The organism is Comamonas sp., assembly GCF_036643215.1.
Classification (GTDB): Bacteria; Pseudomonadota; Gammaproteobacteria; order Burkholderiales; family Burkholderiaceae_C; genus Comamonas.
Genome location: NZ_JAVXSJ010000008.1, coordinates 37648 through 56154, shown reverse-complemented (window position 1 = coordinate 56154; position 18507 = coordinate 37648). Strand labels below are relative to the sequence as shown.

Below are 18507 nucleotides of genomic sequence, written 5' to 3'. Positions count from 1 at the left end.
GTGTTCCAGTAGCGATTTCAATAAAAGTGGGTTGCTTGATCGATTGCCCACGCGAACTGCTATAGCCTGAGGGTCAATCCGATCAACCTTCTGCGACCCTATCTCTCGTGCCGTCTAACAACCGTCAAGGCTTTATCCTGACCCGCAATTGGCGGGACACGGCAGCAGGCTCCGAGATTGAGTATTGGCTGGTGACAGATTCTGGCCCGCTGAAGGTGCTTCTGGCTGCGCAAACCTCTGTGGCTTTTGTCGAGCAGCGGCACAAAGCAGCGGTGCTGGCACAGCTTCCAAAAGGAGCTGAAATTGAGTTGCGCGAGTTGGCGCTCAAGAGTTTTCAGCAGCAGCCAGTGCTGGGCGTCTATGCCAAGCACTTTCGCCAGTTGAGCCGGTTGGCACGTACGTTGCAGCCGCAGGGCATATCGCTGCTGGAAGCGGATGTCAGGCCACACGAGCGCTATTTGATGGAGCGTTTTATCACCGCTGGTGTGATGCTAGAAGGTGGGCGGTTCGAGAGCTCAGCACTGGTTGACTGCAAGCTGCTGCCAGCACCCGATTTCAGACCCACGCTAAAGGTCGTGTCACTGGATATCGAGACCAGCCAGCACCAGGATCTTTACTCCATTGCGCTTGATGGCATGGCCGAGCGCGTGGTGTTCATGTTGGGCGAACCACCTGCTGAGTCCGTGCAATCACCTGACTTTGAGTTGATCTATTGCGCCACGCGCAAGGCCATGATCGAGCAGCTCAATACATGGTTTGAGCACAATGATCCTGATGTGATCATTGGATGGAATGTCATTCAGTTTGACCTGCGTGTGCTGCAAAAAACGGCTGATGATTGCGCAACGCCACTTTTGCTGGGGCGAGAGCGCAAGCCCATTGCATGGCGAGCGCACCCTGGCAAGCAAGGCTATCTGTTCGCGCCCATGCCTGGCCGAGCGGTGATCGATGGCATTGAAGCTCTCAGAGCTGCGGTCTGGAGCTTTCCATCATTCAGTCTTGAGAACGTGGCGCAAAAGTTGCTTGGCGAAGGCAAGGAGATTGGCAGCGAATACGACAAGATGGCGGAGATTGAGCGGCGTTATCAGGAAGACAAGCCCGCTCTGGCCTCCTACAACATCCGCGATTGCGAGTTGGTGCTGCGTATTTTTGAGAAAGCCAAGCTGTTGCAGTTTGCAATGGAGCGTGCCCACGCCACGGGTCTGCAACTCGATCATTTCGGAGGCTCCATCGCGGCCTTCAGTCACCACTATCTGCCACGCATGCATCGCATGGGCTATGTGGCACCGAACGTGGGAGATGTACAGGGCAAGTCATCGCCAGGCGGCTATGTGATGGACTCCAAGCCCGGGTTTTACGACTCAGTCGTGGTGCTGGATTACAAGAGCCTTTATCCCTCGATCATTCGTACCTTTCTGGTGGATCCTGTGGGGTTGGCAGAAGGACAACATGCGGATGAGCCAGACCGGTTTATCAAAGGCCCACGAGGCACGCTGTTTTCTCGTGAGAAGCATTGCCTGCCGGAGATCGTGAGCACACTCTGGCGTGCCCGTGATGAAGCCAAACGTACCCAAAACGAACCGCTGTCGCAGGCGCTCAAGCTGGTGATGAACTCGTTCGCCGGCGTCTTGGGTGCGTCGGAGTGCCGTTTCTTTAATCCTGATCTGATTTCAGCCATCACCTTGCGTGGACATGAGATGGTGAAAGTGACGCGGGATTTGGTAGAGAAGCGTGGCTACGAGGTGATCTACGGCGACACGGATTCCATCTTTATCTGGCTCAAGCGCACTCATTCCAATGAAGAAGCGCATGCAGTTTCTGCTGAGCTTGCCCAAGACATCAACGCTTGGTGGACGCAGACCTTGCGCCAGGAGCAAGGCCTGGAAAGCTTTCTAGAGATCGAGTTTGACACCCATTACAAGAAATTCTTCATGCCCACCATACGGGGCTCGGACATTGGCAGCAAAAAGCGTTATGCCGGACTGAGTGTGGATGCGGTGGGCAAAGAGGCCATGGTCTACCGGGGCTTGGAGATGGCTCGCAGCGACTGGACGCCGCTGGCGCGGCAGTTTCAGGAAGGCTTGCTCTCGCGGGTTTTTCAAGGCACACCCTATCGGGAGTTCGTCTTCGAATACGCCCAATCCACACTGGCAGGCAAGAAAGACGATCTGCTCATCTACCGTAAACGTCTGAGGCATCGGCTTGATGCTTATGTGGCCAATGTTCCTCCTCAGGTGCGAGCCGCCCGGATTGCCGACGAGTACAACATCAGCATAGGCCGCCCGACGCAATATCAGAGCGGGGGCTGGATCCAGTACGTCATGACAAAAAATGGCCCCGAGCCGCTGGAAATACGGCGTTCACGGATCGACTACGAGCACTACCTGAGCAAACAGATTCAACCTATTGCAGATTCCATCTTGCTTCCTTTGGGAGAGAGCTTCACCATGTTGACCTCTTCCCAGCAGGAACTGTTTTAGACACAAGACCGGAACACTATGGCTTTCAGCGAATTTGAAGAAAGGCGTCTGACCACGGTGGTCGGCAGCTTCGTTGAGAAACGCAGGCCACCTGCACACCCTCAGTTTTAGACCTGTTTCGCGGCTGTTCTGGCAGCCCATTGATGCTGAGCCCACATACCTGCCAGCATGGCTGCGACAAACAGCCAGACCTGTGGGGTGAGAGTGGACAGGTTCATGAGCGCAGGGCCGGGGCAGAAACCAGCCAGACCCCAGCCAACCCCAAACAACGCCGAGCCGGTGAGCAGCTGGCGGTCAATAACGGTGCTGGTGGGCAGTTGCATTGCATCGCCCAGCAAAGCGGTCTTGCGGCGCTTGGCCCAGCTAAAAGCGATCAGGCCCACCGCAATGGCGCCGCCCATGACGAGGGCGAGCGATGGATCCCATTGGCCGAAGAAGTCCAGAAAATTTTGCACCTTTGCGGGGTTGCCCATGCCTGAAAGAATCAGGCCCAGACCAAAAATAAGACCGGAGAGCAGGGCAGCGATATTGGTAATCATGGTGACTCCTGCGGGCTTAACCGAAGACGTGGCGCATCACAAAAACGGTGATGGCGCCAGTGGCGATAAAGGTGAGGGTGGCGGCAAGTGAACGCATGGAAAGGCGCGAGAGACCACATACACCGTGGCCGCTGGTGCAGCCCGAGCCCATGCGCGTGCCAAAGCCCACAAGCAGACCGGCGACGATGATGACGACGGGGTTAGATGGCATCTCCATCGCAGGCAGCGGCGCGAACAGCTGCCACACCAAGGGCGCGGCGACCATGCCCGCAATGAAGGCTAAGCGCCAGCCCCATTGTTTGACGGCTGACCAGGTAGGCATTTGCAGCAAGGCGCCGGTAATGCCGCTGATGCCTGCGACACGGCCCAGCAGTGCAATCAGCAGGGCGGCAGACAGGCCAATCAGCAAGCCGCCAGCGAGCGATGTCCAGGGGGTGAACTCATTCCACAAGATACTCATGCGGCTTCTCCTTGTTGGCAGAACAGCTGATGCACAGCCTGCATGAGTTGCAGGGCGCGCTTGTCGCCCAGCTGATACCAGATGAACTTGCCTTCGCGGCGCGTGATGACCAGGCCTTCGCGGCGCAAAACGCCCAGTTGCTGGGACAGGGTGGGTTGCGATACGCCGGTCAGTTGCTCCAGCTCGCCCACTGTGCGCTCTTGTTGTGAGAGCTGGCACAGCAGTAGCAGCCGGTCTTCGTTGCCCAGAAGCTTGAGCATGGCTACGGCTTCGCCAGCGTGGGCACGCATGGCTTGAAGGTCGAGTGCAGCTTGCGGTTCGTCTAATGCTTGTGCGGACATGATCTCGCCTTTGAGAATATTTTTATATATTATATAAAAAAGTAAATTGTTTGAGGTGTTGATCCATACACCCATATTTCAGGAGTTGCCATGTCAGCCAGTGCGATGCATATCGAGCCGTTTTTTGATGCCGCTACGGGCACTGTGAGCTATGTGCTTGCCGATACGGTCAGCGGCCAAGCGGCAGTGATCGACCCGGTGCTGGACTTTGACCCCAAGTCCGGCACTTTGAGCAGCCGCTCCGCCGACCAACTGATCGCCTATGTGCGCGGCCAGGGCTGGCAACTGCAGTGGATTCTGGAAACCCATGCCCATGCGGATCACCTCTCAGCGGCCCAGCATATTCGTCACCATCTGGGTGGCAAGGTCGCGATTGGCGCGCATATTCGAGGCGTGCAGCAAGTATTTAGCAAGATCTTCCACTTTGAATCCAGCTTTCTGCCCGACGGTAGCCAGTTTGATCATCTGGTTGAAGATGACGAGCGCCTGATGCTGGGCCAGCTGGAGTTGCTGGCCATGCATGTGCCCGGTCATACACCGGCGGATATGGCTTACTTGGTGGAAGATGCCGTGTTTGTGGGCGATACCCTGTTCATGCCCGATGTCGGCACGGCGCGCGCCGACTTTCCCGGCGGCGATGCGGCCACGCTTTACCAGTCTATGCAGCGCATTCTTGCGCTGCCCGGGCAGACGCGCATTTTTGTCTGCCACGACTACCCGCCCGCAGGTCGCTCGCCCGCATGGCAGACCACGGTGCAGGCGCAGCGCGAGGGCAATATTCATGTGCGCGATGGCGTGAGCGAAGCTGATTTTGTGCAGATGCGCACAGCACGTGACGCCACGCTGGATATGCCCACGCTGCTGCTACCTGCCGTTCAGGTCAACGTGCGCGCTGGCAAGCTGCCACCAGCGCAGGATGATGGGCGCACCTGCGTGCAACTGCCCATCAATGCGTTTGTGAAGAATGTGCCTGTGCCAGATGGTGTCTGGCAGTAATGCTTATTCCGGCTTGATCAGCTCGACTGGTTCAAGAACCCACGAAGGATCCAGAACTTCAGGCCAGGGCTGGTAGGCACGTGCCATCAGGTAGAACAGATTTTTTTCTGGCGTGGGCAGCCAGTTGGCGCGTTTTTCCGGGCCCGGGTCGGTGGGCTGCAGCCAGATGTCCAGACTGCCGTCGGCATTGCGTTTCATGTCCTTGGTGCGGTCGCCGATGGAGTAACGGTTGATGGGGTTGTCCACCATGTACTGGCCGCCCGTCACAAACTCATAGAGCGAGATGGACCAGAAAGCATCTGCGGGCAGGCGGCCTTGCGGCAAGTGCAGGCGGTAGCTCTGGCCCTTGCCCAGCGGCTGGTTGCTGCCATCCACACTGGCAGCAAAGTAGGTGGCTTCTGCGGCCTCCAGCCCCAGAATTCCGCCGGACATGGCGGCTGACTGGGCTCGCATCGTGTAGTTGCTGCCAAAGCCATCTGGCAGGCGGTAGGGCGTCCAGCCGTTGCGGCGATTGGGGTCTGCGGTCTTGCGGTCGGCGTTCAGGCGGTTTTTGAGTTCGTTTTTCTCGATCTCGGGGGCCAGGGCCAGCCAGCGCTGCTGCACGGTGGCTGGTAGCTTGTCCCAGCTGCAGTTCGCACCGCAAATGCCCACGCTGGCAAAGCGTTGCAGCAGCTTTTGCTCTGTGCCGGGCGGCGGGTTGCGAACCAGTGCTTCATTGGCCACATCGACAAAACGGCTCCAGTTCTGGGCCTGAGGCTTGATGAGTGGGCTGTCTTCAGCGGTCTTCATCAAAGGCTTGATGAGGAAGCCGTCTTGAACCGCATGGGCGGCCTTGAGGTCGTCTTCACCGGTGACGAGAACGCGCAGGTTCAGATACACATCACGTGTGGGTGCCCGAATGATCTGATCCACTTTGGGGATTTCGCCCTTCCAGTGCGGGCCCACCAGTGCGACCTTGCGCGCCGAGGTGCCGCCAATGCGCCGGCCCACATAGGAGAAGGTATTGAGGTCTGCACCAATCATGGCGATGACGTAGTACCGGCCATGGGTCTCGGGCAGAGACAGAACAAGAGGCGAGTGCTCCAGGTCCAGCCAGTTGGTGGAGTAGAAGGTGTCGCGTATCGGGCCATTGGCCCAGTGGTCCTTGGGTGTGGCCAGATGGCGCGAGTGGCGGAAATGATTGAGCGTGGTGGCCGTGGCTGAGTCTTTGACCTCCAGGGCTTCATGACGCATTTTCATGAATTCCTGATAAGGGTAGGCGTAGAGCATGGCCTCGCGAATCAGGCTGTCCAGTGCGGGGCCTTCGGCTGGCGCAGCATCCTGTGCATGGGCGCTGCCAAGGCAAAGACACAATGCAGCGGCGGCCAGGGCGCGCAGCCCGGGCAGGTTTATCTTTGGCATGGGGATGTGTTTTTGAGGGAGAGGTGCCACCGGGCTTGTCAGCGTGCCCGGTGGGCTTGGGAGGGAGCGCAATTGCTGCGCTCCCCGCGAACTCAGCGCGAGTTCGGTGCTCAGGTACCCGCGTTGCGCGTGGCTTCTGGCGTAAACATGGCCGGGGTCATGTCACCCTTGTTCAGGATAGGACCCTTGGGGCGTTCCTGGAACATGTTGTAGGCCACATAGCCTCCACCGACCAGGTCGTGATAGAAGCTGGTGCCGGCGTGCCAGGCATTTGCATCAAAGGCGTAGTAGTAGTTGATCAGGGCGTGTTGCCACAGGGTGCCGCGGGCGTCGTAATAGTCGCCCATCACCGCCTGACCTGTGTCTTCATCAAGGAACATGACGCGCTTGCCGTACAGGTGGCGGTAGCCTTGCTTGAGCGTGGCTTCCAGCACCCAGACGCGACGCAGTTCATAGCGCATGAACTCGGGTGTGGCATGGCCGGGCTTGAGCAGGTCTGCGTATTTGACGGTGTTGGCGTGAATCTTGTAGGCATTGGCTGGAATGAAAATTTCCTTCTTGCCCAGATTCTTCCAGCTGTAGCGCTCTGGCGAGCCATTGAACAGACGGTCGGAGTCGATCGTCATCTTGGCGCCAACGCCCCCCCCCATGGGCTGGTCAAAGCCGTATTCAGGAATCTGGCGCACGCGGCGGGTGCCGGGGTCGTAGCTCCAGCCCAGGCGCTTGTCCTTGCCGAAATTGACAGGCTCCATGCTCACGCTGACGCCGCCTTTTTCACGCTCTGGCAGCTTCACAGCATTCATGCCCTGGGCCATCGTGCCTTCCAGTGGCTTGCCAGCCTGGTCGGGCGAATTCAGCAAGCTCATGCTGCGGTTGTCGGCGCGGCCAAAGACGGCCGATCCATCCTGCATCACATAGGCGTTGTCGCGCAGCGTATGTTCAGTGAACGAACGGAAGGGGAACAGGTTGTTGAAAGCCAGCTCGATTCCGCTCTTGGGGAAGGGGAAGGGAATGCCGCCCTTGACCGCATTGTCTGCACCCATGCCGTCGGCGCTCATGACGGCATTCTGAGCATTGGACTTGACCGAGGCGCAGACAAAGTCGGCATAGCGGAAGTCGCGGTGTCCCGGGTAGACGGGAATGCTGAAAGTCTTGGGGTAGCGGGTGAGCATGCCCTTCTGTCCATCGGTCAGATTAGCCGCGTACTTGGCCATGTTCTCTGCCGTGATGGAGAACAGCGGCTTTTCATTGGCGTAGGGGTCTACGGGGTGCTGGCCGACATGGGGCGTGTACTGAACGCCTGGGGGCGTGCCTAGCCATTTGCCGGTGTACTCGGGCACACCGCTGGCGGTGCCGGCCTTTTCTGCGCCCACGCAGGTCAGAGACTTGCCCAGCTTTTCAATCTCTTCAGGGGTTCCTTTGGCTGCCGCAGTACCGGCCATTACGGCGGCAGCTGCAAAGGCGATCAATGCACGGTAGCTCACTGTTGTCTCCATGACGCGTCCTTCTCGATATGTCTGTGAATGCCTGCGAAGTCGATCTGCCCTTCAATGGGCAGGTGTCTAGTCCAATGCGATTAGTTTCGGGACCCCAATCGACAGACACATTGTTCAGGCGACATTTGCGAGCAACCATCGCGTGACGGGACTACTACAGATGGCCTAGGTAGTCGCCTTTGAGGCAGGAGGTAGATCAATGCTGGGTTTTTTAGCGTGAAAACCAAGGGAAAGTGTGTAGCGAGAAGGTCGGCATAGAGCCGAAAAAATTCCGGGAATCAGGGCCGGAAATGAATGTTTTTGCGCAGACAGAAACACCCAGTGGCGTTGCTTAGGTTGAATGGACTATCTGGGTGTTCCCCATGCAACCAAAGCACTGAAAACAGAGCCCCATCACATGCCAAACAAATCATGTGCATCCAGCAAGGCCCAGGCAATTTCGGGCTGGCGCTCAAGGCCTTTGCGGATGGCGGCTGGAATGCTCTGGCGGGTTTTGCGGCACAGGCCCGGCATGTCGGGCATCGCAATGTGAATGCCGCGCATGGTGCGCACCTCGTTGCTGCCGGGTGCGACCACAATGGCGACGCCTAACTGCTGCTCTATGCGCAGCAGCATCTGCTCCAGATCACTCAGGCTGCTGATGCGCTCCAGACGCTCAAGCAGCTTTTTTTCTTCTTCGCGGGTCAGCATCAGAATGCGCTGATCGGCTCCCGGCTGGCTCAGCAGCAGCTCGCGTTGGCAGGTGCAGGCGCCGGGCGGGCATTCAACGCGAACAGGGAAGCTGGGTTGCATGGCGGTCGTTTGAGCAGGGCGGGGTGATACACCCATGCTAAGGGCTGAAGCCCGGTTTGCCATCAGGCTTTGGTGCATCAATGCGTACCCATCGCCCGGTGAGTACGTGAATACACTTGCCCCGGTTGGCTTCAGGTTTGCCTAGACTCAGGCATCATTGAGGGTTACTACTAAAAGTAGGCAAGCTTTGATCAGCCTGCATCTACCAGAATGAAAGCTTGCGGCGCTTGCATAGACAGGCGCTGCAGGTGGGATGGGATCAATCACTTTTTTATAGCGGCTACCGCATTATTCATGCGCGATACGCGATATTTTTCATGATAGAAATTCGGGATTTATCCCTGACATACCAAGGCCCTAAGGGCCCGGTGCACGCCTTGCGTGGCATCAACCTGGAAATCGCCTCGGGCGAAGTGTTCGGCATTATTGGCCGCTCCGGTGCGGGCAAAAGCTCGCTGGTGCGCTGCCTGAACTTGCTCAACCGCCCCACCGAGGGCCAAGTCATGGTGCATGGCCGTGACTTGATGCAACTTTCCAATGCCGAGCTGCGCGCCGCGCGCCGCGACATTGGCATGGTGTTCCAGCACTTCAACCTGCTGTCATCACGCACCGTGTATGACAACGTGGCGTTGCCGCTTGAGCTGGCCGGAGTTTCCAAAGAAGAGATTTACCAGCGCGTCACGCCGCTGCTGGAGCTGGTGGGCCTTGATCACCTGTCTGATCGCTATCCTGCCCAAATCTCCGGCGGCCAAAAGCAGCGCGTAGGCATTGCCCGTGCGCTGGCCAGCAACCCCAAGGTGCTGCTGAGCGATGAAGCCACTTCGGCGCTGGACCCTGAAACCACGCGTTCGATTCTGGACTTGCTGCGCAAGGTCAACCGCGAGCTGGGCGTGACCGTGGTGCTGATTACGCACCAGATGCTGGTCATCAAGCAGATTGCGGACCGCGTGGCCGTGATTGATGGGGGCGAGATTGCCGAGCTGGGCTCGGTCATCGATGTGTTCACAAGGCCTCAGCAGGCCATTACCAAGAGCCTGATTGACGAAATCGTGCCCCAGCAACTGCCGGAGTCCGTGATGAAGCGCGTGGCCGATCTGGCCGCCCAGCTGCAGCCCGGTCAGCAAGGCCAGCTGCTGCGTCTGTCCTATGCGGGCGAGAGCGCTTATCAGCCCATTTTGTCGCACTTGATTCGTGAGCTGGGTCTGGATCTGTCGATCCTGCACGGCCAGATTGACGAAATTCAGGAGCAGACCTTTGGCTCGCTGGCGGTGTACGCCAGCGGCGAGGGCGCCAAGATTGATGCCGCCGTGACCCATCTGCGTGCCAGCGGCGTGCAGGTGCAGATTGTGCCCAGCAAGGACTAAGAGCAATGTTTGAGAACTTTTCGGAAATGATGCTCCAGCTGCTGCTGGACTCCTTTTGGGAGACGCTGATCATGGTCGGCATCTCTGGCCTGATCGGCGGGGCGATCGGTATTCCTCTGGGCGTGTTTTTGCGCCTGACGGACCATGGCGGCATTCTGCAAAACAGCCCTGCCAATAAAATTGTTGGCTGGATTGTGAACGCGCTGCGCTCCACGCCTTTCATCATCTTGCTGGTCGCCATCATCCCGCTGACGCGCTTTATCACCGGTTCTTCCATCGGTACCTGGGCGGCCGTTGTGCCGCTGACGATTGCCGCAGCACCCTTTGTGGCCCGTCTGGTTGAAACCGCTTTGCGTGAAGTCGATAGCGGACTGATCGAAGCGGCCCAGTCCATGGGCGCGAGCACCAGCCAGATCGTCTGGAAAGTACTGCTGCCCGAGGCGCTGCCTGGCATCGTCGCTGGCCTGACCATCAGCTTTGTGAGCCTGACCGGCTACTCGGCCATGGCCGGTGCCATTGGCGGCGGCGGCCTGGGTGACCTGGGCATTCGCTATGGCTACCAGCGCTTCTTGCCTGATGTGATGCTGGTCGTTGTCATCATCCTGATTTTCTTTGTGCAGGTCATTCAGAGTCTGGGCGACTGGGCGGTGCGCCGTCTCAGCCATCGCTGAGCCATACAGCTGCATTACGGAAATATTAGGAAATTTTGGAAAGGGGGCTGATCCAGCATGCTGACTCAGCCCCTAGAATGAAGCTTCAAACTTTTTTTGATAGGGCCGCTCTCAAACAAGGGTGGCCATGATTTTTTTTGGATAGATAACAGCAAATGATGGATGGTTTGATTACCGGCCGATTGACCGGCGTTCCTGAGAGTCGCGTAGACCGCAACCGCCGCCCCTATATGGTGGCCCGCATGCGAGCCAACGCGGGTGATGGTTCTTCGATTCCTGTGAATATCGTCGCTTTTGACAATGCCCCCTGCGCCGTGCTGCGCAGCTTGGCTGAGGGTGATGCGATTGCATTGCGCGGCACCTTGACGCCCAAGGTCTGGATTGACCGCCAGGAAGAATCCCACGCCGTGCTCGACGTGGTGGCTCAGCAAGTTTTGGCAGCGCCTACGCTGTCGGATCTCTGATCGCATAGGCGTCAAAAAAAGCCCGCTACCGTTCTGGAGCGGGCTTTTTTGTGGGTGTCAAAGCTGCAAACTGCCAATGTGTAGTTTGCAAGTGAGCAATCTGTCTAAAGCACTGGCTTTTGATGGTCGAAACAGGCGCTACATTCAGGGCTATCCGAATTTTTGGCACAAGGAAATTTCATGCTGAACAAGCGCTCGCTTTTGCGCACAACACTGGCTGTCGCTGCGACCGCCACGCTGGGTTTTGCCGCACAGGCACAGGACAAGACCATCAAGATCGGCGTGACAGCCGGCCCCCACGCCCAGATCATGGAAGTGGTCAAGAAGGCGGCCGTCAAGAACGGCTTGAACCTCAAAATTATTGAGTTCGGCGATTATGTTCAGCCCAATGCGGCGCTGTCTGCTGGCGACCTTGATGCCAACAGCTACCAGCACCGTCCGTATCTGGACGCGCAGCTCAAAGACCGTGGCTACAAGATCAGCTGGGTGGCTGATACGGTGAATTTTCCCATCGGCATCTATTCCAAGAAAATCAAGACGCTGGCCGAACTGCCCACGGGCGCCAAGTTCGGCATCCCTAATGACCCCACCAATGGTGGCCGCGCATTGTTGCTGCTGCAGTCGCACGGCCTTATCAAGCTCAAAGAGGGCGCGGGCCTGAAGTCCACGCCGCTGGATGTCGTCTCCAACCCCAAGAAGCTCAAATTCATTGAACTGGATGCCGCCCAGCTGCCGCGCTCGCTCGATGATCTGGAGGCTTCTACCGTCAACACCAACTTCGCCATCTCTGCGGGCCTGAACCCCAAGAAGGATGCGATTGCGCTGGAGTCGGCCAAGAACCCCTATGTGAACATCATGGTGGTGCGCGATGCGGATAAGAACCAGCCCTGGGTGGCTCAGTTGATCAAGTCCTACCACTCGGAAGAAGTGCGCCAGTTTATTGAGAAGGAGTTCAAGGGCTCCGTCTTCCCGGCGTTCTGATGATTACCCCCTGAGCCGCTCTGCGGCTTCCCCCAAGGGGGACGGCACCTTCGCCGCGAGGCGGCTCTTGCTTGGTGCCTCTGCCGTGGGGTGTGCCTGGTTGGCGAGTATTTGTCTAAGCGCTGCACCTGCAGCGCTTTTTTTTATGTTCTTTGAATTACTCCGTAGTTGATAGCTGCCTGCGCTTGCAGCTCTTGGTCGTTGGTGTGGTTTCTCTACAGAGCCGTTGAGTAGCAGGCGCTGGCAGCTATTGTTTTTGCTGCTACTCCATCACCTGAAACCACTCGGCAAGCGGCGCACGTGTGGTCTGGGTCTGGTTGACGGGAGCGGCTTCATCGGCCCAGCCGATGGCCAGACCGCAGACGATGTGCTTGTTCTCGGCCAGGCCCAGCACGCGGCGCACAGTGGCGGGGTAGGAGGCGAGGGCGCCAATGGCGCAGCTGCCCAGGCCCATGGCTGCGGCGGCTAGCTGCAGGCCGTAGAGCGTCATGCCCAGGTCCATATAGCCGCCGGGGCCGTAGTGAGAGTCGATAGTGACGACCAGCGCCACGGGTGCATCGAAGAATTGGTAGTTGCGCGCAAATTGCGCCTCGCGCCCGGTGCGGTCATCGCGGGCCACACCTAAAGCGCCATACAGGGCCTGGGCTGAGGCAACCTGACGCTTGCGAAGCTGCATGGGCATGGGGCGGGGAAAGTAGGCGTAGTCCTCGCATTCAAGCACCTGGTTTGCAACGTCTTGCAGCAGGGCGTTGCTCAATTGCTCGCGCAGTGCACCGCGTACAGCAATCAACTGGCCGGGCTGCAGGTTGCCACCGCTGGGGGCCTGGCGTGCGGTCAGCAGCAGTTGCTCAAGCAGCGCATCTGGCACGGCATCCGGCAGAAAGGCTCGGGTAGAGCGGCGCTGCTGCATGAGTGCCAGTGCTTGCGCGCTTGCAGATGAAATCTCGGTGTTGCCTAGGCTGGACATGCGGTTACAGCTATCAAAATAAAGAATCAAAAAACGGAGCGATCTTTGCCCAGCCACTGCACCAGCGTAGCTGCACCAATGCCGCCCGCGCCGGCAATGGCGGCCATGCCCAGCATCTGACGCTGTGCATCAGTCTGAGCGTTTGCTTGAAGCTGTGCCAGGCAGCGTACCAGCGCAATCGCACCCGATGCGCCAATGGGGTGGCCGCGGGCGAGTCCACCGCCTTGCAGGTTGATGGATTCCGGTGCAAGGCCCAGCGCATCGCAAAAGGCCAGCCCTTGCACGGCAAAGGCGTCATGCAGCTCCAGCGCAGACAGTTCTTGCGCACACAGCTCTGGTTTTGATAGCAATTTTGCGCCACGCATCAATGCCATGCGGGCTGCGGCAATGGCTGCCAGCAGTGGGGTTTCGGGTGCTGCGCCAATAGAGGCGCTGGCCAGCCACTGGGCGTGGGGCTGCAAATTCCAGCGCACGCAAGCCTCAGGCGTGGCCAGCAAAATCAGCGCCGCACCATCTGCCTTGGCAGAGATGGTCAGGGCACTGAGGGCGTGGGCATTGATAGTGGCTTGGCTGGCGTTGGCGTCGTTTGCATGGGCCTCCACCGGCATGCGCGCTGCACGCTCGGCTTTGATCGTGCGTGGATAGACGTCGTGAGCTATGCCTGCCACGGTCGTTATTTCTGCGCTCAGGCGCTCTTGCGCTGCCACGGCTTGGGCATGGCTGCGCAGCGCGTATTGCTCTTGCGCGCTGCGGGTGTAGCCATGCCGTAGTGCGTAGTCGGCGGCGGACTGCAGCATGTCCGGGTCACGCGCCGGGTCCGGGGCAAAAGGGGGGCGCTCATAGCTTTGCGGCTGCTCATCGCTGCGCATGGGGCGGGTCTGGCGTATGGGTGAGCGGCTCCACGCTTCGGCGCCGCCAGCAATCACCACTTCAGCTTGACCGGATTGCAGCAGGCCCACGGCCATGGCGATGGCATCCAGTCCTGAGCAGCATTGCGTATCGATGCTGTGCGCGGCGCAATTGTCGGGCAGACCTGCGGCCAGTGCCAGCATGCGTGCGGGGTTGCCGCCTGCGCCCAGTGCGTTGCCTAGCACCACCGCATCTACCGCTATTGCTGGCAGACCGCTTTGTGCCAGCAGCGACTGCAACAAGGGCGCTGCCAGTTCATGCGCCTGCAAGTGGCTGAGCGAGCCGCCCACGGGGGCGACCGGGCTGCGTGTCCAGGCAATGATGGGGGTGTGGCGGTGCATGGTGATGCGGTTTTCAGCCTTGCAGGGGCAGGAGTGGGGGCAGGTCGCTTGCAGAACGAGCGGCTTGCAACGCAAGGCCCAGTTTGCCGTGATCTGTCTTGCCGCTGGCTGTGTGGGGCCAGTCTGGGCATATCCACCATTGGCGCGGTACCTTGAAGGCCTCGGTGCGCTCGCGCAGCCACTGGCTCAGCGCCAGTGCGCCGGGATGCGGTTCTGCCATATCAGGTTTCCATTGCACGACCGCCTGCACCTGCATGCCGCGCAGTGCGTCGGCGCTGCCGTGCAGCGAGACATGGTCGATGTGCGGGTGCTGGGCCAGCAGGTTTTCGATTTCTTCGGGAAACAGGTTTTTGCCCTGCGTGACGATCATGCGGCTCTGGCGGCCTGCCAGGCAGAGCATGCCGCGCTCGTCGATATGGCCCATGTCGCGCACGGAAAGCCAGTCCCCATCACGCAGCACGGCCGTGGGGTCGTGGGCGTCGCCCACATAGTCCATGAACAGCATGGGGCTGCGGATGTAGATCAGCCCATCGCCCTCTTGGCTGCGGCTGGCTTCGGCCACGCTATGGTCTGTCGTGCTGCGGATATCAATTTGCACATTGCTGAAGGGCCGGCCCACGGCCTGCGGGCTGCTGACTTCATCGGCATCCATCCACGCCACAAAGCTGGCTTCTGATGCACCATAAAACTCAATGATGCGGGCCTTGGGGAACAGCGCACGCAGTGCGGGCGTGTGGGCGCGCATCCAGCGTGCGCCGCTGATGGTGATGAGCTCCACCTCGGGGATAGGGCGCAGCTTGCGGTGCTCGGCCCATTGCAGCATCAGCAGCAACTGGCTGGGCACGGCGATGAGGCAGGGCGTGTCGCCTTGGGCTAGTCTGCTCAGGCAGCGCGAGGCGGAAAACTTCTCCTGCATGACGGCACCGCAGCCATACCAGATACCTTGCATGGCACCAAACAGAAACAGCGAGTGCGAGATGCGCCCGGGTGCCAGCGTGCGCTGGGCTACCACAGGGCCAAAGTCTTGCATGCCGACGCGAAAGCTCTCTGTCCACGACTGGTGGTGGCGCTTGAAGCCTTTGGGAACGCCCGTGCTGCCTGAGGTAAAGCCGGTATAGAAGGGCGCGAGGGGCGCGGCTGTATTCAGGTTGCAGGGGGCGTTGGGCAGCCAGCTTTCAATGCGCTGGCGCACGGCAGGCTGCCAGTCGGGGTCAGCCACTGCGGCGCAGCGGCCGCTATGAATGACGGCCAGAAAGTCCACCAGCCGCTCCAGCGTGGACTGGCTGGCGTCCAGCAGCACCATTTGCGGTGCATGCTGGGCAATGAGCTTGGCCGATCGCTGCTCTACGGCGGTGTGCAACTGCGCAAAGGTCCATGCGCCTGCCTCGCTTTCTAGCGCAATGGCGTCGGGCCGCTGCTGCGCCCAGTGGGCCAGAGGGCCGTGAACCAACTGCCAGAAATCTTCTAGCGGAGCGGATACAGGCAATGCGCTCATCGACGGCCGCCAAAGCGCCAGTCAGGCATGCCGCGCGCCACCGTGTGGACGATGATGGCGCAGAGAATGCACTTGATGAAGTCGCCGGGCACAAAGGCCAGCGTCACTTTGAAGGCTTGCGCAAAGCTCATATTGGCTAGTTGCATGAGGCCCAGCACGCCAAAGGCATGCAGACACAGCAGGCCACCAACCACGGAGGCGATAAAGGCGCTGAAGGCTGTGCGGCGGGGCGTGCTTTGCGGCAGGGCCGCCATGATGGCGCCCGTAATGCCAGCGGCCAGTGCATAGCCGATGAGATAACCGGCAGAAGGTGCCATAAACACACCAATACCGCCGCGCCCGCCAGACAAAAGGGGTAGGCCCACGGCCACGGCCGCGAGGAATAGCAGCATGGACTGCAGGCCGCGCCATGGGCCGAGCATGACGCCCGCCAGCATTACGCCCAGCGACTGGATGGTGATGGGCACGCCAAACGGCAGGTCAATCTTGGGGATCAGGCCCATCACGGCCATCAGCGCCGCGAACAGCGAGACCTGAGCCATGGAGCGCGCGCCTTGGCGCGATACGGTGTGGGAGGAAGAAGTGTTCATCATGTCTCCGAAAATTTAGAAGCCCAGTCTTGCCCAGAGGGCGTCGGCTACACGGCGCGTGGCCTGCAGCATGTGAATCGTCAGTGGTGCAATCAGGCGCAGGCCGCCGCTTTTTCCGGTGCGCAGGCGGTAGGCGTCGTCCAGCTTTTTCCACTGCACAAAAAAGTGTTCGGTAAAGCGCAGCATCAGCGCAATTTGCATGGCCACGCGTTCGGTGGGAATCCCCAGTTTGGCAAGTGGCAAGAGCAGCCACTCCAGCACCTCCACCAGATCGCTGGGGCGGGTGGTTATGGTCAGTGCTATGCCCAGCGTGGATGCGCAGATCAGCCGCAGGGCGCTGACAGCGGCCAGTTCACGGTTGCCCATGAAGACGTGAAAGCCCGCAACCAGCAGCGCGGCGATGATGACCGAGCGCATCAGCCTGCGGGCAATCTGCGTGGCCTGGCCCAGCGACAGCCAGAGCATCATGCAAAACACGCCGCAGCCCGCCAGCAGCAATGGGGAGGCTATTAAAAACAATAGTGTGCCAAACACGGCCAGAAGCAAGAGCTTGAGCCCGGCTGGCCAGCGGTGCAGCCAGGTGGCATATTCGCTGTAGAGGCTACCCATGGTGTGGCTCGCCTGTGTGTGGGGTGGCTGCGCTTGAAGGATTCAGACTGGTAGCCAGTTCTGCAGAGATTTGTGCTGCCACAGCCTCTTCATAAACGCTGCAGATCTCGCGGCCGGGGCCGTCACCGCGCAGCTTGCCCTGTTCCAGCCAGATCACGCGCTCAAAGTCGCGCACATGGTCGAGCACGTGGGTAGAGACCAGAATCTGCTGGGGCGCAGCGGCAATGTCCCGCGCCAGCCGCGCCTGTCCAGGCAGGTCCAGGCTGGCAAAAGGTTCATCAAGCAGCAGCACCTGAGGCGATGCAATCAGCAGCGAAAGCCAGCACACCTGCTGGCGCTGGCCCTGGCTGAGGCTGCTGACGGCGCGCTCGGCCCAGTGGGCCAGTCCGCGCTCGGTCAGCAGCTCGCGGGCTTTGGCCTTGGCTTGCTGTTTGTTCAAACCCTTGGGGCGCAGACCCAGTGCCAGCTCTTCCTCTACGGTGGGGAAGATGATCTGGTCATCAGGGTTTTGAAACATCAGGCCGACCAGGCCCGGGTTGTGCTGGCGTGCTTGCAGCAACTCTGCGTCGCCCATCAGCACCTGGCCGGTCTGTGGAATCTCCAGCCCACACAGCAGTCTGAACAGACTGGATTTGCCCGCGCCGTTATTGCCAATGACGCCGATACGTTTTTGCTGCAGCTTCAGGTTCAGCCCATCAAATACCGTGGTCTGGCCGCGCTGCAGGCGGATATCGAGCAGTTGCATGCCGCTGCTCATGCGCAGACTCCTGCTGGCAGCTCAGGTGCGTGGACGGAAGGGACTGGATGGAGAAAGTGAGGGCGAAGGACTGACATACAGAGGTGACTGGCGAAACCTTGGCCCTCAGCAGCAAAAACGGTCTGAGGGTTGCGATGCAGGCGGATTCTAGCGCTGTGAATTTGCTTTCAAAAGCATGCAATTGCAGCGCTTTTTATATGAATTTCCTATAAGAAATGATTTCTTCACTTTAGCGGCTTTGCGGTGAATGTTTAAAGGCACTTTGGCTTCAGTTAACAGATAGATCGCGCAAAGAAGGCGAGAGAACGTTTTTCGTGAACCGTTTATGCAGTCTTTGTCGTTCAACCTCGCTTAACTTGCGCATGGGTGTGTTTGGAGATCAATGCGTTTGACCGTTGTTGCCGGTGTTTTGGCGCAGCTTGCCGCGCACATAGGTGGGAGTGCTCTGCAAACCAGCATTTAAAAGCCTGATTCGAGGCTTGAAACGCTGTTTTTTGCCCTGCTGCAGGCAAAAATGGGTGCTGAAAAAAGTTAAAAAATTTAAGTAAGGCCAGTGTTTTTTGCAAAAAATGGCTCCTGCGCTTGGGCGCTCAGGGTCAAAAGACCCATAACCTCCATGTGCATGAAAGGGGGCGCGCACTATAGATGTGGCTTGAGAGGCAATGCCTGAGCCAGTTTCAGGGGGCAGAGTCCTTTTGCGATGCGGGCGCAGCGCTTGATGGGGCAAGGCTGGCGCAGTCCGAGCGACCACCCGGTGAGTTAAGATGCTGCCGCGCTCCGGGGTGCACGCAAGTGCTGAGATCTACACCCGTGAACTTGACCCGGGTCATTCCGGCGGAAGAAGAGCTTGCACC

General features: G+C 59.2%; 19 protein-coding genes. 6 read left to right on the top strand and 13 right to left on the bottom strand.

Annotated elements, in window-relative coordinates:
* Positions 1-107: 107 nt before the first annotated feature.
* Complete coding sequence (locus RSF91_RS07620; protein WP_332567851.1) at positions 108-2480, top strand: DNA polymerase II; 2373 nt, start codon at positions 108-110, stop codon at positions 2478-2480.
* A 107-nt stretch (positions 2481-2587) separates the two neighbouring features.
* Here RSF91_RS07620 and RSF91_RS07615 read toward each other — a convergent pair whose 3' ends face one another.
* Genes RSF91_RS07615 through RSF91_RS07605 form a run of 3 tightly spaced genes read right to left on the bottom strand, consistent with a single transcriptional unit; the run spans position 2588 to position 3820 of the window.
* Positions 2588-3019 (bottom strand): YeeE/YedE family protein, encoded by a 432-nt coding sequence (locus tag RSF91_RS07615; protein ID WP_332567850.1) that lies wholly within the window; start codon positions 3017-3019, stop codon positions 2588-2590.
* A gap of 16 nt (positions 3020-3035) precedes the next feature.
* On the bottom strand, positions 3036-3479 hold the full coding sequence (locus tag RSF91_RS07610; RefSeq protein ID WP_332567849.1) for a YeeE/YedE family protein: 444 nt from the start codon (positions 3477-3479) through the stop codon (positions 3036-3038).
* A complete protein-coding gene (locus RSF91_RS07605; RefSeq protein ID WP_332567848.1) occupies positions 3476-3820 on the bottom strand; it encodes an ArsR/SmtB family transcription factor in 345 nt (114 codons plus the stop codon). The genes RSF91_RS07610 and RSF91_RS07605 overlap by 4 nt, the downstream gene beginning before the upstream one ends.
* A gap of 90 nt (positions 3821-3910) precedes the next feature.
* Here RSF91_RS07605 and RSF91_RS07600 point away from each other — a divergent pair, with 90 nt between their 5' ends.
* Complete coding sequence (locus RSF91_RS07600) at positions 3911-4816, top strand: MBL fold metallo-hydrolase (RefSeq protein WP_332567847.1); 906 nt, start codon at positions 3911-3913, stop codon at positions 4814-4816.
* 3 nt (positions 4817-4819) lie between these two features.
* On the opposite strand, the gene RSF91_RS07595 is transcribed toward RSF91_RS07600, so the two are convergent.
* The 3 genes from RSF91_RS07595 to RSF91_RS07585 all read right to left on the bottom strand — a co-directional run bounded on the left by RSF91_RS07595 (position 4820) and on the right by RSF91_RS07585 (position 8541).
* Entirely contained in the window at positions 4820-6217 is a 1398-nt protein-coding gene (locus RSF91_RS07595) for a DUF1254 domain-containing protein (RefSeq protein ID WP_332567846.1), read from the bottom strand.
* A 110-nt stretch (positions 6218-6327) separates the two neighbouring features.
* The gene (locus RSF91_RS07590; RefSeq protein WP_332567845.1) at positions 6328-7713 is read right to left on the bottom strand and encodes a DUF1329 domain-containing protein; all 1386 of its coding nucleotides are present in this window, start codon (positions 7711-7713) and stop codon (positions 6328-6330) included.
* A gap of 393 nt (positions 7714-8106) precedes the next feature.
* Complete coding sequence (locus RSF91_RS07585; RefSeq protein WP_442878820.1) at positions 8107-8541, bottom strand: hypothetical protein; 435 nt, start codon at positions 8539-8541, stop codon at positions 8107-8109.
* 281 nt (positions 8542-8822) lie between these two features.
* Between RSF91_RS07585 and RSF91_RS07580 the strand changes: the two genes are divergently transcribed.
* The 4 genes from RSF91_RS07580 to RSF91_RS07565 all read left to right on the top strand — a co-directional run bounded on the left by RSF91_RS07580 (position 8823) and on the right by RSF91_RS07565 (position 11985).
* Positions 8823-9869 (top strand): methionine ABC transporter ATP-binding protein, encoded by a 1047-nt coding sequence (locus RSF91_RS07580; RefSeq protein WP_332567844.1) that lies wholly within the window; start codon positions 8823-8825, stop codon positions 9867-9869.
* Between the two features lie 5 nt (positions 9870-9874).
* The gene (locus tag RSF91_RS07575) at positions 9875-10540 is read left to right on the top strand and encodes a methionine ABC transporter permease (RefSeq protein ID WP_332567843.1); all 666 of its coding nucleotides are present in this window, start codon (positions 9875-9877) and stop codon (positions 10538-10540) included.
* Between the two features lie 155 nt (positions 10541-10695).
* Positions 10696-11004, top strand: a complete 309-nt coding sequence (locus RSF91_RS07570; protein WP_169107019.1) for a single-stranded DNA-binding protein — start codon at positions 10696-10698, stop codon at positions 11002-11004.
* A 180-nt stretch (positions 11005-11184) separates the two neighbouring features.
* Positions 11185-11985 carry a MetQ/NlpA family ABC transporter substrate-binding protein gene (locus tag RSF91_RS07565; protein WP_332567842.1) on the top strand — a complete coding sequence of 267 codons (801 nt, stop codon included), beginning with the start codon at positions 11185-11187 and terminating at the stop codon, positions 11983-11985.
* A 262-nt stretch (positions 11986-12247) separates the two neighbouring features.
* Here the strand turns inward: RSF91_RS07565 and RSF91_RS07560 are convergent, their stop codons facing one another.
* The 7 genes from RSF91_RS07560 to RSF91_RS07530 all read right to left on the bottom strand — a co-directional run bounded on the left by RSF91_RS07560 (position 12248) and on the right by RSF91_RS07530 (position 18380).
* Positions 12248-12952, bottom strand: a complete 705-nt coding sequence (locus RSF91_RS07560) for a nitroreductase (protein ID WP_332567841.1) — start codon at positions 12950-12952, stop codon at positions 12248-12250.
* A gap of 26 nt (positions 12953-12978) precedes the next feature.
* A complete protein-coding gene (locus RSF91_RS07555; RefSeq protein ID WP_332567840.1) occupies positions 12979-14202 on the bottom strand; it encodes a thiolase family protein in 1224 nt (407 codons plus the stop codon).
* Between the two features lie 13 nt (positions 14203-14215).
* A complete protein-coding gene (locus RSF91_RS07550) occupies positions 14216-15697 on the bottom strand; it encodes an AMP-binding protein (RefSeq protein WP_332567839.1) in 1482 nt (493 codons plus the stop codon).
* Positions 15694-16287 carry a biotin transporter BioY gene (locus tag RSF91_RS07545; protein ID WP_169107023.1) on the bottom strand — a complete coding sequence of 198 codons (594 nt, stop codon included), beginning with the start codon at positions 16285-16287 and terminating at the stop codon, positions 15694-15696. The genes RSF91_RS07550 and RSF91_RS07545 overlap by 4 nt, the downstream gene beginning before the upstream one ends.
* Before the next feature lie 15 nt (positions 16288-16302).
* Positions 16303-16896, bottom strand: a complete 594-nt coding sequence (locus RSF91_RS07540; RefSeq protein ID WP_332567838.1) for an energy-coupling factor transporter transmembrane component T family protein — start codon at positions 16894-16896, stop codon at positions 16303-16305.
* The gene (locus RSF91_RS07535) at positions 16889-17653 is read right to left on the bottom strand and encodes an energy-coupling factor ABC transporter ATP-binding protein (RefSeq protein ID WP_332567837.1); all 765 of its coding nucleotides are present in this window, start codon (positions 17651-17653) and stop codon (positions 16889-16891) included. The genes RSF91_RS07540 and RSF91_RS07535 overlap by 8 nt, the downstream gene beginning before the upstream one ends.
* Positions 17654-18032: 379 nt before the next feature.
* Positions 18033-18380 carry a hypothetical protein gene (locus tag RSF91_RS07530; protein ID WP_332567836.1) on the bottom strand — a complete coding sequence of 116 codons (348 nt, stop codon included), beginning with the start codon at positions 18378-18380 and terminating at the stop codon, positions 18033-18035.
* Between the last annotated feature and the right edge of the window lie 127 nt (positions 18381-18507).

Excerpts from the sequence above, each read along its gene's own strand:
- RSF91_RS07615 (WP_332567850.1), bottom strand. The coding sequence starts at position 3,019 with ATGATTACCAATATCGCTGCCCTGCTCTCCGGTCTTATTTTTGGTCTG.
- RSF91_RS07610 (WP_332567849.1), bottom strand. The coding sequence starts at position 3,479 with ATGAGTATCTTGTGGAATGAGTTCACCCCCTGGACATCGCTCGCTGGC.
- RSF91_RS07605 (WP_332567848.1), bottom strand. The coding sequence starts at position 3,820 with ATGTCCGCACAAGCATTAGACGAACCGCAAGCTGCACTCGACCTTCAA.
- RSF91_RS07600 (WP_332567847.1), top strand. The coding sequence starts at position 3,911 with ATGTCAGCCAGTGCGATGCATATCGAGCCGTTTTTTGATGCCGCTACG.
- RSF91_RS07595 (WP_332567846.1), bottom strand. The coding sequence starts at position 6,217 with ATGCCAAAGATAAACCTGCCCGGGCTGCGCGCCCTGGCCGCCGCTGCA.
- RSF91_RS07590 (WP_332567845.1), bottom strand. The coding sequence starts at position 7,713 with ATGGAGACAACAGTGAGCTACCGTGCATTGATCGCCTTTGCAGCTGCC.
- RSF91_RS07585 (WP_442878820.1), bottom strand. The coding sequence starts at position 8,541 with ATGGGTGTATCACCCCGCCCTGCTCAAACGACCGCCATGCAACCCAGC.
- RSF91_RS07580 (WP_332567844.1), top strand. The coding sequence starts at position 8,823 with ATGATAGAAATTCGGGATTTATCCCTGACATACCAAGGCCCTAAGGGC.
- RSF91_RS07575 (WP_332567843.1), top strand. The coding sequence starts at position 9,875 with ATGTTTGAGAACTTTTCGGAAATGATGCTCCAGCTGCTGCTGGACTCC.
- RSF91_RS07570 (WP_169107019.1), top strand. The coding sequence starts at position 10,696 with ATGATGGATGGTTTGATTACCGGCCGATTGACCGGCGTTCCTGAGAGT.
- RSF91_RS07565 (WP_332567842.1), top strand. The coding sequence starts at position 11,185 with ATGCTGAACAAGCGCTCGCTTTTGCGCACAACACTGGCTGTCGCTGCG.
- RSF91_RS07560 (WP_332567841.1), bottom strand. The coding sequence starts at position 12,952 with ATGTCCAGCCTAGGCAACACCGAGATTTCATCTGCAAGCGCGCAAGCA.
- RSF91_RS07555 (WP_332567840.1), bottom strand. The coding sequence starts at position 14,202 with ATGCACCGCCACACCCCCATCATTGCCTGGACACGCAGCCCGGTCGCC.
- RSF91_RS07550 (WP_332567839.1), bottom strand. The coding sequence starts at position 15,697 with ATGAGCGCATTGCCTGTATCCGCTCCGCTAGAAGATTTCTGGCAGTTG.
- RSF91_RS07545 (WP_169107023.1), bottom strand. The coding sequence starts at position 16,287 with ATGAACACTTCTTCCTCCCACACCGTATCGCGCCAAGGCGCGCGCTCC.
- RSF91_RS07540 (WP_332567838.1), bottom strand. The coding sequence starts at position 16,896 with ATGGGTAGCCTCTACAGCGAATATGCCACCTGGCTGCACCGCTGGCCA.
- RSF91_RS07535 (WP_332567837.1), bottom strand. The coding sequence starts at position 17,653 with ATGAGCAGCGGCATGCAACTGCTCGATATCCGCCTGCAGCGCGGCCAG.